Origin of the sequence: Streptococcus handemini, from assembly GCF_040984445.1 — a bacterium.
In the GTDB taxonomy this organism is placed as follows: domain Bacteria; phylum Bacillota; class Bacilli; order Lactobacillales; family Streptococcaceae; genus Streptococcus; species Streptococcus handemini.
The window spans coordinates 1-17672 of the sequence record NZ_JBFRYH010000049.1 but is presented as its reverse complement, the minus strand read 5'-3'; the positions used below and the strand labels follow the sequence as shown (position 1 = coordinate 17672).

Here is a 17672-nt window from a genome sequence, read left to right as displayed (position 1 = left end):
TAGTAGCTATCTACCAAGTCCTTCTCAAGAAAGAAAACTACAACCCAATCTTGCAAGGCTTAACCGAAATCAGAAACCCTGACAAGACAATGTCTGTTCAAGATGCTATTCGATACGCACAACAACATGGTTTCAACGTTGCTTCATTTTAAAAATCAGGGTTCAAGACCTCTTTTCAGTGTGTCCAAAATTGGGGAAACAATAAATCAATTAATTTTGATTTTTTTTCAAACTTTTTCCAAACGTAATTGATCGGCTAATTGAGTCAGAGCTGGAAAATCAGGCTCGTTGGTTTCGAAGGTAATGTGCAGTCCGTCTTGCTTATCAAAACGTGGTAAGAGGTGGATATGGGTATGAAAGACCGTTTGGCCGGCAGTTGCTTCCATATTACTGATCAGATTGATGCCAGTTGCTCCGAGAGTATCTTTAAGGTGCTTGGCAATAGCTGGAATTTTAGCAAATATAGCCGCACTTGCTGTTTCGTCCATCTCAAGTAGGTTGCGGAAATGTTGTTTTGGGACAACCAAGGTATGCCCCTTGGTCACTTGGGTAATGTCTAAAAAAGCAAGAATGTCTTCATCCTCATAAATAGTCGATGAGGGAATATCATGAGCAATGATGCTACAAAAAATACAATCTGACATAAAGTAAACCTCTTTTTCAAAATTCTGTTATAATAAGTATATCAAATTATAGGAAAAAATGTATGTTAGAAGTAAAAAATGTAACAGGTGGCTATGTCAATATTCCTGTTTTGAAAGATATTTCTTTTCAGGTAGCAGATGGAGAATTGGTCGGTTTGATTGGTCTAAATGGTGCAGGAAAATCGACGACGATCAAAGAGATTATCGGTCTCTTGTCACCGTATCAGGGCCAGATTTTGATTGATGGAGAAAGCCTTCATTCGAATCCACAAGCCTATCGGAAGAAAATTGGTTTTATTCCAGAAACGCCGAGCCTCTATGAAGAGTTGACCTTAAAAGAGCATTTAGAAGTGGTAGCAATGGCCTATGATTTGGATGTCGAACAGGCCTTTGCTCGTGCGCAAGATTTGCTCAAAATCTTTCGCTTAGATGAAAAATTAGATTGGTTTCCGGTAAATTTTTCTAAGGGAATGAAGCAAAAGGTCATGATTATCTGTGCCTTTATAGTCAATCCTAGTTTGTTGATTGTGGATGAGCCATTTTTGGGCTTGGATCCGGTAGCGATTGATGATTTGATTCGCTTGTTGGAAAAAGAAAAGGCCAAGGGGACGTCTATTTTGATGTCAACCCATGTTCTGGATTCGGCGGAAAAAATGTGTGATCGTTTTGTTATCTTACATCAAGGAGAGGTGCGTGCGCAGGGAGATTTAGCGACTTTGCAAATGGAATTTCAGCGACCTCAAGCAAGCCTCAATGAGCTTTATCTAGCCTTGACTAAAGAAGGAGAGCAGATATGAAAGAACTCTTTCAGGAACGGAGGTTAGAGTTTAATCAGCGCTGTCTTAAGTATCTCCGCTATGTCTTCAATGATCATTTTGTTCTCGTGTTGATGGTTTTGCTTGGTTTTCTGGCCTTGCAATATCGAGAGCTGATGGAGCATTTTCCGGCTAATCCGTGGCTTGTCTACTTATTGCTCCTACTGGTGACAGCCCTGCTCTTTTTTACAGGACGAATTGCAACCTATTTAGAATCGGCAGATCGCGTTTTTCTTTTACCGAAGGAAAGCGAGGTTCTTCGGCATATTCAAACGGTAAGGCTACAGGCCATTATTCTATGGGGATTTGTTCAACTAATGGGTCAAGGTTTGCTATTGCCATTGTATTTGAAACTCGGGTGGTCAATAGGGGGAGTTGTCATCTATCTATTGTGCTTATCTGCTGGGAAATATGGCTGGTTGATTTATCACACGCGCTTTGTTTCGCAGCAAGGAAATTTAGACTGGAACCGGGCAATTCAGTACGAAATTAAGCGTAAGCAGGGGATTTTACAGTTCTATTCTCTCTTTACCCATGTTAAGGGAATCAGTACAGATGTTAAACGGCGAAAGTATTTGGACGTGGTTGTGCAGTTCATGAAGCAAGGGCAAGACAGGATATGGGATTTTCTCTTTGCTCGAGGCTTTTTACGGTCAGGTGATTTTTTCTGGCTCAGTTTACGGTTGTTAGCCTTAAGTCTAGCCAGTCTTTGCTTAATTCAAGAGTCATGGTTGGCCGTTAGTTTTACAGTACTGTTTGACTATTTATTGCTATTTCAACTGCTACCGCTTTATCATATCTATGATTACCAGTATCTTTCTAGGCTCTATCCTTTGTCTCAACAGGAAAAATGGATTAGTTTTCAGCGAGTCATTCAACGTATTTTGTATATGATTTTTGCGCTACAAGTTGTGGTAGGGGCTATTGTTTTATCGAATAAACTCTATCTTTCTTTGATAGTAGTAGCTGGAGTCTTTTTGGCTCATCTCTATTTAGGAATGAAATCAAAGAAATTGATTGACTAATAGATTGAAAACTAGTAAAATAGTAAAGAATTTTTTAAAGGAGAATGGGCATGCAATTTGATACAAGCGGACTTCGTCTACAGTCGATCGCAGGAAATAGTGGTAAAGCATTTAAGGGTATGCGAGCTGACGGGACACCTGTTTTTGTCAAGTACGAAATGCCGCCGATTGTTTCAGTTTTAGCACACGAACATATTACACCTCCAGTCCTTTCTGCAAATCGTGAAGTAGGTGTGGGACAACGTGTCGAGCAAGAGTGGCTAAATGGGCATCCCCTTACTCGTTTTGATATGGGAGGCAAGCAAGTTCAGCAAATATTAGTTCGGATGCATTATTCGAAAATGTTGCTCAATCAAGCTTTACAGCTAAATTATACTTATCAAGAACCGCAAGATTTAGTTCGTAAGTGGCAGCAAGAAGCACCAGCTCGCCTCGCGAAAAATAGCTACCTTCAATCTGTTTGCAGTGATTTATTGCGTCATCTTCCACGTTTTCGGAAGGACACAGCTACCTTTGTTCATGGTGATTTGCACCACACTAACTGGGTGGAAACGACAAGTGGCTTGATTTATCTGACAGACTGGGAAACAGCCTGTGTGACAGATCGAATGCTGGATGTGGCTTACTTATTGACCCACTATATCCCAAGACAATCATGGGAAGAATGGCTCAGAGGCTATGGATACAAGTATAACCAAACGGTTTTAAATAAGATTTACTGGTATGGCCAGTTAGGTTATTTGAATCAAATTGCCAAACATGTCGAAAGTTATGATATGGAGGCAGCAAATAAAGAAATTTATGCTTTACGGTATTTTCGTAAGAGCTATTATAAGGAAGTATGAGAGTAAGAAATCGGAAAGGGGCTAGTGACATGCTAGCGGCATATCCTCAATATGTCATCTTGACACCTGAGGATTGTAAAGGAAAATGGGCGAGCATTTTTGGGAATGATAACCCTATTCATATCGAAGTTGGTTCAGGGAAAGGACGCTTCATCACAGGAATGGCGGCTCAAAATCCGGACATTAACTATATCGGGATTGATATTCAGATGACTGTTCTAAGCTACGCCTTGGATCGTGTGGTGGAAGCAGGGTTACCTAATGTCAAATTATTGCAGGTGGATGGATCGAGTTTGACCAATTATTTTGCGCCAGCAGAGATTGATCGTCTGTACCTTAATTTCTCTGATCCTTGGCCGAAAAAGCGCCATGAAAAACGCCGTCTGACCTATAAGAGTTTTTTAGATACCTATAAGGAAATTCTCCCAGAAAAGGGCGAGATTCACTTTAAGACAGATAACCGTGGGCTGTTTGAATACAGCCTTGTGAGTTTTTCGCAGTACGGCATGATTCTGAATGGTGTTTGGTTAGATTTACATGCGAGCGATATGGAAGGCAATATCATGACAGAGTATGAAGAAAAATTCTCTAAAAAAGGCCAAGTCATTTACCGTGTAGAAGCAGTATTTTAAAACGCATTCGTAAAAAGCGAATGCGTCAGATTGAAGACAAAGTCCATAGAATTCATTTTCTAAGGGCTTTTCTTTATAAATAGGAGTATAATGAAAGTATCTCATATGAGGAGGAGAAGAGCTATGCTTCATAAAGAACAACCAGAATACAACCGTAAGCAGTATGGCTTCTATACGCTTGACCAGCTCGTCCCAGAAGATCATTTCCTACGCCAAGTGGATGAGTTGATTGACTTTGATTTCATTTATGACTTGGTTGAAGATATCTACTCTTCTGATAATGGACGTCCAAGTTTAGACCCGATTATGCTCATCAAGATTCCTCTTATCCAATGTTTCTATGGAATTCGCTCCATGCGTCAAACGATGAAAGAGATTGAGGTGAATACCGCTTATCGTTGGTTTCTTGGGTTGACTTTGGAGGATAAGGTGCCGCATTTCACAACCTATGGCAAGAATTACAGTCGGCGTTTCCAAGATAAACAGGTCATTTCTATGATTTTTAATCGGGTGTTGAGCCAAGCTCTAATGTCTGGTTTAGTTGACCCAAGTGAGATTTTCGTGGATGGCACTCATATTAAAGCAGCTGCGAACAATCACAAGTACCGTAAGGAAATGGTGGCACAACAGGCCAAGTTTATGAGTGACCAACTTGAACTTGAGATTGACTTGGATAGAAAAAAACACGCAAAAAAGTCGTTAAAGCCCGCCACAAAAAGCGAGGGTAAGGAAAAGAAAGTGTCAACGACTGACCCAGAGAGTGGCTGGTTTCATAAGGGCGAACATAAGGAAGTGTTTGCCTATTCTGCTCAGGTGGCTTGTGACAAGCATGGTTGGGCTTTAGCTTATAGTATTGAGGCTGGCAATGTTCATGACAGCCAGGCCTTTCCTGTGCTCTTTGCCAAACTTGAACCGTTTACCCCACAATTTCTCATCGCTGACTCAGGTTATAAAACACCCAGTATAGCTAAATTTCTTTTAGACAAGAATATCACGCCTGTTTTTCCTTATACCAGACCAAGAGGGATCCAGGGAAAACTTCGTCCAAAAGATTTTGTTTACGATGAACACTTTGACTGTTACCTTTGTCTTGAAAATCAGGTCTTGGCCTACCGTACTACCACACGAGAAGGGTACCGGGAGTACAAGAGTGATCCTAAGATTTGCGCAGCTTGTCCACTATTATCAGTCTGCACCGAAAGTAGAAACCATCAAAAGGTTATCACACGGCACATTTGGAAAGATTATCTAGAAATTTGCGAAGAGATCAGACATCAAAGAGGGATGAAGGAACTTTATCAGAAACGCAAAGAAACGATAGAGCGACTCTTTGGGACGGCTAAGGAGTATCACAATTTACGTTATACAAGAGAAAAAGGGAAGTCCAAAATGGAGGATAAAGTTGGGCTGACTTTGGCATGCTTAAATCTCAAAAAACTGATCAAAATGATGGCGGGAAGGCCTTTTTATTTTGCCCTAAACCACTCTTCTAGACTATTTTTTTCAAAAATAACACAGAAAACAAAAAGACAAACCAGGCTCTCGACTAGTTTGTCTTCAGTCTAACGCATTCGTAAAAAGCGAATGCGTTTTTTGCTTATAATATAGATGTATAGAGCGAATGAAACGGAAAGATGCTGGACAAGAAGGACCAAACCCGCTATATTTTATTGTTTAATCAGTTTGATATCGGAGCTTGGAAATCAAAAAGCGAGGATTAGAAAATCGATTTCTAAGTTATCATGATGTTCCTATCTTTTTGTCAAAAAGGAATCGCTATCCCTCCATATATTCCTTTAATTGCTCTCCTTGTAGGCCGGCGTTTAGTGCAATGAGGAGCTTCAGTCTAGCTTTGGGAGCGTTGAGTTCTTTGACAAAGAAGACACCTTTTTGATGGAGGTCCACCCCGCCTCCGCCATAGGCATAGACTGGTTCTGCAATTCCATTAAAACATCGTGAAACAAGGGCAATCGGAATTCCTGCTTCGAGGAAATCAGTTAGTTTGTCTGCTACTTCTTTGGGAAGATTCCCTGCACCAAATGCCTCAATGATTAAGCCGTCCAGGTTTTGATAATCCAGCATATTGAGCAATTCGGTTTTCATCCCAGCATAGGTTGGAATGATGGGAACAAAGCCTGAAATCTGCTCTAGGTCAAAACGTACGCGTGGCTCCGCATTTTTAAAGTAGAGAATCTCATGTTTCATAACAAGTCCTAGGGGTCCATGGGTTGGTGTTTGGAAGGTACCAACGTTGGTCGTGTGGGTCTTTGTGACATATTTTGCAGCATGAATTTCATCATTCATGACAACGAGAACCCCTTTATCTTTTGCTTTGTCATGGCTGGCTACTCGAAGGGCATTGAGGTAGTTATAGACGCCATCGCTTCCTAGTTCATTTGACGAGCGCATGGCCCCTGTTAAGACGACGGGAATAGCTGGTAGTTCCATCGTATCTAGAAAATAAGCTGTTTCTTCTAGCGTATCTGTTCCATGAGTGATGACCACTCCGTCATACTGAGCAGCATGCTCTTTGATTGTTTTATAAAGGATGAGCATGTGTTCAGGTGTCATATATGGGCTAGGAAGATTAAAGATGTCTAGTGTTGTGACATGGATACCATTGAGAGGGACAGAAACATGATTCATCGGATTTTCATGATTGGTTGTCACCTTACCTTCCATATCTGCCTGCATAGAGATAGTGCCGCCTGTGTGTAAGACAAGAATATTTTTCATAAACTTTCAGATTCTTTCCAATTGTGGTATACTTATTGTAACATAAAAAACAGGAAAGTAGGTGAGATGTTGGAGATTAAGGCAGTATTTTTTGATATAGATGGCACCTTATTGACAGATAATCGTACGGTTAGTCCTTCAACTATCTCAGCTATCAATCAGCTGCGCAGACAAGGGATCTTAGTTGGACTAGCAACTGGTAGAGGACCCCGTTTTGTCCTCCAATATATGGCTTCTTTGAGTTTAGATTTTGCAATCACCTACAATGGGCAGTACATTTTGTCGCGCGAAAAAGTGTTATTTATGCAGGAACTTCCTAAAGAAGATATGCCAGGCTTGATTGAATATGCTAGGCAGCATAAAAAGGATCTTTCTTTTGGAACAGCGTTTGGTGTTGCAGGCAGTCGGATTATGAGTTTTGGAGGAGGGAATCTAGCTTATCGACTAACACGGATGATTCCTGCTTCCTGGGCTGGATTTGTTAATTTTATTTTTAACCGCTTCATCCGCAAAGTCAGTCCCCAAAATGAAGAGCAACTACGGATTATTTCAGAACGTTCCATTTATCAAATGATGCTGCTGGCAACAGAAAGGGAGACAAGACGGTTAGCTTCGCAGTTTCCAAGGTTAGATTTTACCCGCTCAAGTCCTTATGCGGTGGATATTATTTCGAAGGGAAATTCCAAATTAGTCGGAATTGAACGTATTGGAGCTCAGTACCAATTCAGTCTTGATGAAGTCGTTGTTTTTGGTGATTCAAACAATGACTTGGAAATGCTGGCTGGAATTCCTCACTCTGTTGCCATGAAAAATGGGACAAAAAAAGCTCGTCATACGGCCTTTTATGTTACAGATAGTAATAATCACGATGGTATTTTTAAGGCCTTAGTGCATTTTGGTCTCATAGAAGGAGCTTTACATGTTTCAGAGTAAGGATAGCCAGTTTAATGCAGTCAAAGACTTTCATTCGAAAATGGATGAAAGAACGCAAGAGTTCCCACTTGCTTATGAATATCAATCGGCACTACATCGTGCAGATTTCAAAGTAGAAGAAATTGTTGAATTTTTGTATGCTACTGCAAGGCATGATGAAGAATTTGATGGGATGATTCAGGAACTCCACCAAGCCTTGGATAAGGCAGCGGAAAAGTCAAAACAGAATGAAAGAGTAGTCGAACCCTTGCTAGGACAAGTGGATGCGCTGCTTGACTTGTTGTATTTTACCTATGGTTCCTTTGTGTTAATGGGAGTTGATCCAGAGCCGATTTTTAACATTGTACATCAGGCAAACATGGGAAAGATTTTTCCAGATGGCAAGGCACATTTTGATCCGATTACTCATAAAATCTTAAAACCAGAGAATTGGGCAGAAAAGTATGCGCCAGAACCTGCCATTCAAAAAGAATTAGAACAGCAGATGAAAGCCTATCAGAAACATCAAGAGCAGTGAAAAGAGCAAATAACTGCTCTTTTTTGTGTCAAAAAAAGATTAGAATCTTACAGTATTGTAAGAAAAAGGGGAAGTTCTTTCTGTTATAATATAAAAAGTAAAATGATAAAATTTTCAAGAATAGAAAGGAAATAACTTGAAAACAAATCCACAATTAACAGGGTATCAGCTAAAATTACTCATGGCTGGAATTATGGTGTTAGACCATATTCATCAGATGTTTTACTATGTAGGAGCGCCGATATGGCTAACGATGGTGGGGCGCCTCGTCATGCCAATCTTCCTTTTTATGTGTGCAGAAGGCTACGCTCATACACGTAATCGCAAGCAATATGCCAAACGTCTTTATATTTCATTTCTCCTAATGAACGCAGCTAGTTTTGTTATCATGCGCATATTACCGCTTGATGAAGTTATTTTGATGAATAACGTCTTTGGGACGATGTTTTTATCTGTTGTGGCTATGTACGGAGTAGATTTATTGCGTGAAAAGAAAGCGGCGTCCGTATTGAAAGGGCTGGGCATTTTATTACTACCAATACTTTCTTATGGAATCCCATTAATTTCAATCATGCTTGGTTTCGTCCCAGGAGTTTTCACTAGTTTCATTTTGCCGTCGTATTTTACGGTAGAAGGTGGAGTACTTTGTGTAGCTCTAGCTCTTGCCTTTTATCTCTTGAGAGGAAAATCATGGGCGCAATATCTTGCTTTGGCACTGGTAGCTCTTGTATCAACGAGTTTCAAATTTACGAATCTCTTTAATAGCAATATCCAATGGATGATGGGATTTGCAATTCTCCCTTTAATGTTCTATAACGGACAACGTGGTAAAGGAAGTAAGTATTTCTTTTACTGGTTTTATCCAGCGCATATTTACCTCCTTTATGTGCTTTCTTATCTTTATCATACTTACTTGATGTAAATGAAATCCTCGCTAACGGCATGCTAGCGAGGATTTGTCTGTTGTGACTTAAAGCCATAAAAATATCCGCTACCAGAAGGTAACGGATGTGAAAAAAGGATAGTCTTACATCGTTTTGTCCTTGTCACGAACGACCAGGAGGTCAATTTTAGTATGACGTAGGATATATTCTGATGAAGAGCCGATAAGGAGCCGTTCAAAGGTATTAAGCCCTGTTGCCCCTAAGAGCATTAAGTCAGCACCCGTTTCCTTTGGAATATCATGGGCAAGTAGTGTCTTAGGATTCCCAAATTCAATCACTATTTGAACTTCTGAAAGTCCAGCCTGTAGCGCCTGTTCTTGGTAGTCCTTGACTAGGTTCTGGGCTTCCTGCTCTAGTGTTTCATAGATAGCAGCATCGAAAGCTGCAATATTGTGAAGTGCGCGAGTGTCAATGACATGGGCAATAATCAGTCGTGCCTGGTTGCGTTTTGCAACGTGAATCGCCTTGTATAGGGCTAATTCCGCCTCTTTTGAACCGTCGACAGCGGCTAGAATAGCTTGGTAAGATTGTGTCATAGGTCTTCCCCCCCTTTTTTTTTTACATATATATTATAATATATTTTTTGGAAAAAGGCAAGTAATTCTTGTTATTTTAAGATATTTAAGCTAAAATAATACCATTAGAAAGTCGAGGTAATCTTGATGAGACAGTTTAATAAATCAATGAAATTAGATGATGTCGCTTATGATATTCGTGGTCCGGTATTAGAAGAAGCGATGCGCATGCGGGCAAATGGGGAGCAGATTCTGCGCTTAAATACGGGAAATCCTGCTGAATTTGGTTTTATGGCACCAGATGAGGTAATTCACGATTTGATTCACAATGCGCGTAAGTCAGAAGGCTATTCCAATAGTAAAGGGATTTTTTCTGCTCGCAAGGCGATTATGCAGTATTGCCAATTAAAGAATTTTCCAAATGTAGACATTGAAGATATTTATTTAGGAAATGGGGTAAGTGAGTTAATCGTCATGTCCATGCAAGGACTTTTGGATAATGGGGATGAGGTCTTGGTACCGATGCCAGATTATCCACTTTGGACAGCAGCAGTTAGCTTGGCAGGTGGGAATGCGGTCCACTATGTCTGTGATGAGGCTGCTGATTGGTTTCCTGATTTGGAGGATATGGAAGCTAAGATTACCTCACGAACCAAGGCGCTTGTCTTAATCAATCCTAACAATCCAACAGGTGCCCTTTATCCCAAAGAGGTGTTGGAGAGAATCGTTGAGATTGCGCGCCGACATGAGTTGATTATTTTTTCTGATGAGATTTATGATCGTATGGTTTTTGATGGGGCTGTTCATATTCCAATTGCAACTCTGGCACCGGATTTATTTGTCGTGACGATGAACGGCTTGTCCAAATCTCACCGTATCTGTGGTTTTCGAGTCGGTTGGATGGTTCTATCAGGACCAAAACGGCATGTAAAAGGCTATATAGAAGGTCTTAATATGCTGTCCAATATGCGACTTTGTTCCAATGTTTTAGCCCAACAGGTTGTGCAAACGTCACTTGGTGGTTACCAGTCAGTTGATAAGCTGTTGATGCCAGGGGGTCGTCTGTATGAACAGCGTGAGTTTATTACGAAAGCCATCAATGACATTCCTGGGCTATCAGCAGTGAAACCGAAGGCTGGTCTATACATCTTCCCTAAGATTGACCGTGAAATGTATCGGATTGAAGACGATGAGCAGTTTGTCCTAGATTTCTTGAAGCAGGAAAAGGTCCTTCTCGTTCATGGTCGAGGTTTTAACTGGAAGGAACCAGACCATTTCCGCATTGTTTATCTCCCACGAGTGGATGAATTGGCAGAAATTCAAGAGAAAATGACGCGTTTCTTGCGACAATACCGTCGGTAGAAAGAATGTTGTTTTGTGTGAGCAGTATAGCGTGAAGCTTCGGTAGGAAATGGGGAATGCTCAGATAATTGCCTTCTCAAAACGTTACACATTAGTCATTGAAAGAGATTATATAAATTAGGAGGTTGGAATTGTTTTCCAGCCTCATTTTTATCGTTGGATTGCATATGGATATTAAATTGTAGCAGATTTTAGAACAATACGTAATTTTCTGATAATTATTGAAATTACCTGTTGTTTTTGATATAATGAAAGCAATTACAGAATAAAGAGGATAATATGACTACATTATTAGAAAAGACGCGAGACATTACGTCTATTTTGAAGCGTTCAGAAGAGCAATTGTCAGAGGAATTGCCGTACAATGCGATTGCCGAGCACCTGTCAGAGATTATTGATTGCAATGCTTGTATTATCAATAGCGAGGGAGAAGTCCTTGGCTATTATATGAAGTATAAGACCAATAATGACCGGGTAGAAGAGTTCTTTCTGACCAAGCAATTCCCAGATGGCTATGTAAAGGGAGTGGCTCAGGTGTATGATACCCAAGTCAATCTCCCAGCAGATAGTGAATTGACAGCTATTCCAGTTGAATCACGTTCCATGTATCCCAATAGTTTGACAACAATTGCTCCAATCCATGTGACAGGGATTCGGTTTGGAACCTTGATTATTTGGCGCAATGATGAACAATTTGACGAAGAGGATTTGATTTTGGTGGAGATTGCAGCGACAGTAGTTGGGATTCAGCTCTTGAACTTCCAACGAGAAGAAGACGAGAAAAATATTCGTCGTCGAGCTGCGGTTAATATGGCGGTCAATACCCTATCCTATTCAGAAATGAAGGCTGTTTCAGCAATTCTAGGTGAATTGAATGGCGATGAGGGGCAGTTGACAGCTTCTGTAATTGCCGATCGCATTGGGATTACTCGTTCAGTAATTGTTAATGCTCTTCGTAAATTAGAGAGTGCAGGAATTATTGAAAGTCGCTCTTTGGGTATGAAGGGGACATACTTGAAAGTGTTAATTCCAGCTATCTTTGATGAAATTAAGAAACGAGATTATTAAGATGACCAAGGCACTTATTTCGATTGATTACACAGTCGATTTTGTGGCGGATGAAGGAAAATTAACGGCTGGAGCTCCAGCTCAAGCAATTTCTTCGGCTATTTATGAAGCAACGAAGCAGGCTCATGAACGGGGGGACTATATCTTCTTTACGATTGATTTACATGAAGAAGGAGACGTATTTCATCCAGAAAGTCGCCTTTTTCCACCGCATAACCTAAAAGGAACATGTGGCCGTCATTTGTATGGTCCTTTAGCTGATTTTTATGCAGAATGTCAGGATGATGCGCGTGTATTTTGGATGGATAAGCGCCATTATTCAGCATTTTCTGGGACAGATTTGGATATTCGTCTGCGGGAAAGGCAGGTTGATACGGTGATATTGACAGGTGTTTTAACAGATATTTGTGTGCTTCATACAGCTATCGATGCCTATAATCTTGGTTACAAGATTGAAATTGTATCCTCGGCAGTTGCTAGTCTGAATGAAGAGCAACATCAATTTGCTTTGAGACATATTGAACAGGTCTTAGGAGCGACGATATTGTAGAACCACAGAGGCTAGGACTTGGTGCCTGGTCTTTTTTGAGTGTTAAGGCTATTTAGAAAAATGGCTGTTGAGATGGCATATCATTGAGGAAGATATGAGATTTATGGTAAAATAAGAGGGATACAATATTGGAAAGGAAAAGAGAAATCGGTCTGTTACGATGTTTGATTTTCTTTCTAGTATGAGTAGGAAAGGATGCAATGATGAAAATTACACAAGAAGAAGTTCGTCACGTAGCCAATCTGTCAAAGTTGGCTTTTAGTGAGGAAGACACGGCAGCTTTTGCGACGACCTTGAGTAAGATTGTCGACATGGTTGAGTTGCTAAATGAAGTGGACACAACAGGCGTTCCTGTCACCACAACAATGGCAGAGCGTAAAAATGTGATGCGGGAAGATATTGCCCAAAAAGGTGAGGACAGAGAAGCGCTCTTTAAAAATGTGCCGGAATCTCACAATCATTTTATTAAAGTTCCAGCTATTTTAGACGGGGGAGGAGATGCCTAATGAGTTTTAATCACTATTCAATTGATGAGTTGCATGACCTTCTCGTCAAGAAAGAAGTATCGGCTGTTGAGTTAACCAAGGCAACCTTGGAAGATGTCAAGGCGCGTGAAGAAGCAGTTGGCAGCTTTATTACCATTGCAGAAGACGAAGCCCTGGCTCAGGCTGCTCGAATCGATGAAAAAGGAATTGATGTAGCCAACGTTATGGCAGGGATTCCGCTAGCGGTTAAGGACAATATTTCCACTAAGGGAATCCTAACTACCGCAGCTTCTAAGATGCTTTATAATTATAAGCCGATTTTCGATGCGACTTCTGTGGCGAACGCCTATGGAAAAGACATGGTCGTCATTGGAAAGACCAACATGGATGAATTTGCCATGGGTGGTTCAACCGAGACCTCTTACTTTAAAAAGACTAGAAATGCCTGGGATCAGACCAAGGTACCAGGTGGCTCATCAGGTGGTTCTGCGACGGCCGTGGCGTCTGGTCAGGTACGCCTATCGCTTGGATCTGATACCGGTGGTTCTATCCGCCAACCTGCGGCTTTCAATGGGGTAGTCGGAATGAAGCCAACCTATGGAACGGTTTCTCGTTTTGGCTTGATTGCCTTTGGGAGTTCCTTGGATCAGATTGGGCCCTTTTCACAAACAGTCAAAGAAAACGCTCAGTTGCTCAATGTGATTGCAGGTCATGATACGAAAGATTCGACATCAGCTCAGCTTGCGGTGGCAGATTATGCTAGCAAGATTGGTCAAGATATCAAGGGCATGAAGATTGCGCTTCCGAAAGAGTATATCGGAGAAGGAATTGACCCGCAAATCAAGGATTGTATTTTACAGGCAGCCAAACATTTGGAGAGCCTAGGTGCGGTGATTGAGGAAGTCAGCTTACCTCATAGCAAGTATGGTGTTGCGGTTTATTATATCATTGCGTCATCTGAGGCAAGCTCCAACTTGCAACGCTTTGACGGCATTCGCTATGGTTTCCGCGCAGAAGATGCGACGAATCTAGATGAGATTTATGTTCATACGCGGAGTCAAGGCTTTGGTGAAGAGGTCAAACGCCGGATTATGCTTGGAACTTTCAGCTTATCATCTGGTTATTATGATGCTTACTACAAAAAAGCTGGTCAAGTACGTAGCTTGATTATTCAAGATTTTGAGAAGGTCTTTGCTGACTATGATTTGATTTTAGGGCCAACCGCTCCAACGGTGGCTTATGGTCTTGGTACGATGAATCAAGATCCTGTTGCTATGTATTTGGCAGATTTGCTGACGATTCCGGTCAACTTGGCGGGACTACCGGGGCTTTCGATTCCTGCTGGTTTTGTCGAAGGTTTACCAGTCGGCTTGCAATTGATTGGACCAAAGCATAGCGAAGAAATGATTTATCAAGTGGCGGCAGCCTTTGAAGCAACGACAGATTATCATAAACAACAACCCGTCATTTTTGGAGGTGAGAAATAATGAACTTTGAAACGATTATTGGGCTGGAGGTCCATGTTGAATTAAATACCCATTCAAAGATTTTCTCTCCGTCATCTGCGCACTTTGGTGAGGATCCAAATGCCAATACCAATGTGATTGACTGGTCTTTCCCGGGTGTCTTGCCTGTCCTGAATAAGGGAGTAGTAGAAGCAGGTATCAAAGCAGCTTTGGCCTTGAACATGGATATTCACCAGCACATGCACTTTGACCGTAAGAATTATTTCTATCCGGATAATCCTAAAGCCTATCAAATTTCTCAGTTTGATGAGCCAATTGGCTACAATGGTTGGATTGAGATTGAATTAGAAGACGGGTCGACCAAGAAAATCCGTATTGAGCGGGCACATTTGGAAGAAGATGCGGGGAAAAACACCCACGGGATAGACGGCTACTCCTACGTTGACTTGAATCGTCAGGGTGTGCCTTTGATTGAGATTGTGTCGGAAGCGGATATGCGTAGTCCCGAGGAGGCTTATGCCTACTTGACAGCTTTGAAAGAAATTATCCAGTATACTGGCATTTCAGATGTGAAAATGGAAGAAGGTTCCATGCGGGTCGATGCCAATATCTCTCTTCGTCCGTATGGTCAAGAGGCATTTGGTACCAAGACAGAGCTGAAAAACCTCAACTCCTTTAACTACGTGAAAAAAGGATTGCAATATGAAGTGGAGCGCCAAGCGAAGATTTTGCGCTCAGGCGGTCAGATTCAGCAAGAAACCCGTCGCTATGATGAAGCAACTGGGGAAACCATTCTCATGCGGGTCAAAGAAGGTTCAGCGGATTACCGTTATTTCCCAGAGCCAGATTTACCATTATATGAAATCGAAGATAGCTGGATTGCAGAAGTTGCTACAAGTTTGCCTAAGTTTCCTAAGGAGCGTCGTGCAGATTATATGGAGCGTTTGGGCTTGTCAAGCTATGATGCGGGCCAATTGACGGCAACGAAAGTCTTATCAGATTTCTTTGAAGCAGCTGTAGCCCTTGGTGGTGATGCCAAACAGGTGTCTAACTGGTTGCAAGGTGAGGTAGCTCAATTCTTGAATGCAGAACAAAAGAGCTTATCAGAGATTGCCTTAACTCCTGAAAATTTGGTTGAAATGATTAGCTTGATTGCAGATGGTACGATTTCATCCAAGATTGCCAAGAAAGTCTTTGTTCATTTGGCGAAAAATGGTGGTTCTGCACGTGAATACGTGGAAAAAGCTGGTTTGGTACAGATTTCAGACCCAGCAGTTCTGATTCCAATCATTCATCAAGTCTTTGCGGATAACGAAGTAGCTGTTGCAGACTTTAAGTCTGGTAAACGCAATGCAGACAAGGCCTTTACTGGTTTCCTTATGAAAGCAACGAAAGGTCAAGCTAATCCGCAAGTGGCGCAACAATTGCTGGCTCAAGAATTGCAGAAACTATTGGAGCAATAACAGTATGCAAAAACGAACCAATTGAAAAGAAGTAACCTTATAATGGGCAGTATAAAAAGTGATATACTGTTCATTTTTTTTGAAAAAATGTTTAAAAAAGTATTGACCCTCACGCTTCGTAATGGTTTATAATAAAATCGTCAGGAGGAAGATATGTATCTCGTTAAAGAAGTTGCGCAACTTTCAGGTGTTTCCATCCGAACGCTACACCACTATGATCGTATTGGGCTTCTCTGCCCATGGAAGGCAGAAAATGGCTATCGCTACTATACAGAAGAAAATCTTGAACAATTACAGCAGATTCTCTTCTATAAATATCTAGGCTTTCCACTCAAGAACATCAGGGAACTCTTGGGAAACGACACAGATCATCTTGCTCAACTGGAGGAGCAACTCCTCTTATTGACCGCTGAGCAAAAGCGATTAGCCAGGCTTATTGACACCCTGACAAAAACGATTCAAACAAAGAAAGGAATGATTCAAATGACAGCAGAAGAAAAATTTATCGGTTTTCGCTATGAAGATGGGCTCGCTTATCAAGACGAAGCCATTCAAAAATATGGCGAGGAGATGATTAAAACTAGTCTGAACAAGCAAAAAGGACATGAAGCAGAAGTAACAGAAGGTTTCAATACCATCTTCCAACAATTTGCAGATAACCTAGTCTCTGGACTTACAGTTGAGGCAAAAGAAAATCAGGAGCTAGCAGTTCAACTTTTGCAACATATCCGTACCTATAGCTTTGATTGTTCGCTTGAAGTCTTTGCTTTTATCGGCAAGGGCTATGTAAGTAATCCAGAATTTCAAGGTAACATTGACAAATTTGGGCGAGGTGTTGCCCAATATGTCTGCGATACCATTCAAGTTTATGTGCAAAAAGAAAGTTAAGCATAGAAAAAAATGGACTAAAATGAAAAGACCTCCTTATAATGGACAATATAAGGGGGCTTTTAAATTATGTGGCTTTAAGCCCAGTCTCGCTCCGATAGGTGCGAGACAAATCAACCACCCGCTACGCGGGTGCGCATCGACTGTTATACAAAAAATCTCCAAACGCGCTACAATAAAGGCGTTCAAGCCTACTGTAAAGCGAAAGGAGATACTAATATGGCATAAAAGGCACATAGTTTATCGCACACAAAATGGATGTGTTCTATCACATTGTGTTTACCCCTAAGTATAGACGAAAAATCATCTATAATCAATATAGAAGTAGTTTGGGACACGACAAACGCATGAAGAAAGTCTCGTTTTCAGATAACAGTTTCATAAACTAAGTTCGAATCCTTTGCTATACTAGAGATAGTGGAGGATTTTGTTATGAATGAGATACTGGATTTCTTGATAGGTGTCCGTGATGATAGAGAATCCTGGAAAATTAAGCACACATTGTCAGATATTGTCTTGCTTATTTTCTTTGCGCGTCTATCAGGTGCAGAATATTGGGATGAAATTGAGGAGTTTGGGACTGCCTATGAGTCTTCCTTGCGAACCGTGTTGGAGTTAGAAAATGGGATTCCGTCTCACGATACGCTGCAACGAGTTTTTGCGACTCTAGATCCTCAAGTTCTAGTAGAAGTGACACAGATGTGGTCTGCTCTTCTTGAAGAGGCAGAGGTATCAGCTAAACATTTTACTCGTTTTTCGAAACGCCTGATAGCCATTGACGGAA

17 protein-coding genes and 3 pseudogenes are annotated in these 17672 nt (G+C 41.1%); 17 read left to right on the top strand and 3 right to left on the bottom strand.

What is annotated here, in order from left to right:
- Positions 1-152 (top strand): annotated as a pseudogene (locus ABPH35_RS08015) (IS110 family transposase); the annotation flags it as partial.
- 75 nt (positions 153-227) lie between these two features.
- Here the strand turns inward: ABPH35_RS08015 and ABPH35_RS08010 are convergent.
- Complete coding sequence (locus ABPH35_RS08010; protein WP_349989627.1) at positions 228-644, bottom strand: HIT family protein; 417 nt, start codon at positions 642-644, stop codon at positions 228-230.
- Between the two features lie 62 nt (positions 645-706).
- Between ABPH35_RS08010 and ABPH35_RS08005 the strand changes: the two genes are divergently transcribed.
- The 5 genes from ABPH35_RS08005 (at position 707) to ABPH35_RS07985 (ending at position 5527) form a co-directional block, all read left to right on the top strand.
- The gene (locus ABPH35_RS08005; RefSeq protein WP_349989626.1) at positions 707-1441 is read left to right on the top strand and encodes an ABC transporter ATP-binding protein; all 735 of its coding nucleotides are present in this window, start codon (positions 707-709) and stop codon (positions 1439-1441) included.
- Positions 1438-2484, top strand: coding sequence for an ABC transporter permease (locus ABPH35_RS08000; protein ID WP_349989625.1), 1047 nt, complete (start codon positions 1438-1440; stop codon positions 2482-2484). Before ABPH35_RS08005 ends, ABPH35_RS08000 begins: the two co-directional genes overlap by 4 nt.
- Before the next feature lie 50 nt (positions 2485-2534).
- The gene (gene ccrZ, locus ABPH35_RS07995; protein ID WP_349989624.1) at positions 2535-3329 is read left to right on the top strand and encodes a cell cycle regulator CcrZ; all 795 of its coding nucleotides are present in this window, start codon (positions 2535-2537) and stop codon (positions 3327-3329) included.
- On the top strand, positions 3326-3961 hold the full coding sequence (trmB, locus tag ABPH35_RS07990; protein WP_349989623.1) for a tRNA (guanosine(46)-N7)-methyltransferase TrmB: 636 nt from the start codon (positions 3326-3328) through the stop codon (positions 3959-3961). Before ccrZ ends, trmB begins: the two co-directional genes overlap by 4 nt.
- Positions 3962-4084: 123 nt before the next feature.
- Complete coding sequence (locus ABPH35_RS07985) at positions 4085-5527, top strand: IS1182 family transposase (protein ID WP_368849701.1); 1443 nt, start codon at positions 4085-4087, stop codon at positions 5525-5527.
- Between the two features lie 210 nt (positions 5528-5737).
- Here the strand turns inward: ABPH35_RS07985 and ABPH35_RS07980 are convergent, their stop codons facing one another.
- Positions 5738-6697 carry an asparaginase gene (locus ABPH35_RS07980; RefSeq protein WP_349989377.1) on the bottom strand — a complete coding sequence of 320 codons (960 nt, stop codon included), beginning with the start codon at positions 6695-6697 and terminating at the stop codon, positions 5738-5740.
- A 69-nt stretch (positions 6698-6766) separates the two neighbouring features.
- Between ABPH35_RS07980 and ABPH35_RS07975 the strand changes: the two are divergent.
- Both ABPH35_RS07975 and ABPH35_RS07970 read left to right on the top strand, forming a co-directional pair.
- Positions 6767-8147: pseudogene (locus ABPH35_RS07975) on the top strand (HAD-IIB family hydrolase).
- A gap of 136 nt (positions 8148-8283) precedes the next feature.
- Positions 8284-9069 carry a TraX family protein gene (locus ABPH35_RS07970; protein ID WP_349989376.1) on the top strand — a complete coding sequence of 262 codons (786 nt, stop codon included), beginning with the start codon at positions 8284-8286 and terminating at the stop codon, positions 9067-9069.
- A gap of 105 nt (positions 9070-9174) precedes the next feature.
- Here the strand turns inward: ABPH35_RS07970 and ABPH35_RS07965 are convergent, their stop codons facing one another.
- Positions 9175-9627, bottom strand: a complete 453-nt coding sequence (locus ABPH35_RS07965) for a universal stress protein (RefSeq protein ID WP_349989375.1) — start codon at positions 9625-9627, stop codon at positions 9175-9177.
- A 126-nt stretch (positions 9628-9753) separates the two neighbouring features.
- On the opposite strand from ABPH35_RS07965, the gene ABPH35_RS07960 reads away from it, so the two are divergent.
- The 9 genes and pseudogenes from ABPH35_RS07960 to ABPH35_RS07920 form a co-directional block, all read left to right on the top strand.
- The gene (locus ABPH35_RS07960; RefSeq protein WP_349989374.1) at positions 9754-10968 is read left to right on the top strand and encodes a pyridoxal phosphate-dependent aminotransferase; all 1215 of its coding nucleotides are present in this window, start codon (positions 9754-9756) and stop codon (positions 10966-10968) included.
- A 279-nt stretch (positions 10969-11247) separates the two neighbouring features.
- Positions 11248-12036 carry a GTP-sensing pleiotropic transcriptional regulator CodY gene (codY, locus tag ABPH35_RS07955; protein WP_349989373.1) on the top strand — a complete coding sequence of 263 codons (789 nt, stop codon included), beginning with the start codon at positions 11248-11250 and terminating at the stop codon, positions 12034-12036.
- 1 nt (position 12037) lies between these two features.
- Positions 12038-12586, top strand: coding sequence for a cysteine hydrolase family protein (locus ABPH35_RS07950; protein ID WP_349989372.1), 549 nt, complete (start codon positions 12038-12040; stop codon positions 12584-12586).
- 203 nt (positions 12587-12789) lie between these two features.
- Entirely contained in the window at positions 12790-13092 is a 303-nt protein-coding gene (gene gatC, locus ABPH35_RS07945; RefSeq protein ID WP_349989378.1) for an Asp-tRNA(Asn)/Glu-tRNA(Gln) amidotransferase subunit GatC, read from the top strand.
- Positions 13092-14558: an Asp-tRNA(Asn)/Glu-tRNA(Gln) amidotransferase subunit GatA gene (gene gatA, locus ABPH35_RS07940; protein WP_349989371.1), complete on the top strand. Its 1467-nt coding sequence runs from the start codon at positions 13092-13094 to the stop codon at positions 14556-14558. The genes gatC and gatA overlap by 1 nt, the downstream gene beginning before the upstream one ends.
- Positions 14558-16000 (top strand): Asp-tRNA(Asn)/Glu-tRNA(Gln) amidotransferase subunit GatB, encoded by a 1443-nt coding sequence (gatB, locus tag ABPH35_RS07935; RefSeq protein ID WP_349989370.1) that lies wholly within the window; start codon positions 14558-14560, stop codon positions 15998-16000. The genes gatA and gatB overlap by 1 nt, the downstream gene beginning before the upstream one ends.
- A gap of 153 nt (positions 16001-16153) precedes the next feature.
- Positions 16154-16888: a MerR family transcriptional regulator gene (locus ABPH35_RS07930; protein WP_349989369.1), complete on the top strand. Its 735-nt coding sequence runs from the start codon at positions 16154-16156 to the stop codon at positions 16886-16888.
- Between the two features lie 258 nt (positions 16889-17146).
- Positions 17147-17223: pseudogene (locus ABPH35_RS07925) on the top strand (transposase); the annotation flags it as partial.
- A gap of 97 nt (positions 17224-17320) precedes the next feature.
- Positions 17321-17672: transposase family protein (locus ABPH35_RS07920; protein WP_349988583.1), on the top strand; the 352-nt coding region annotated here is incomplete at its 3' end.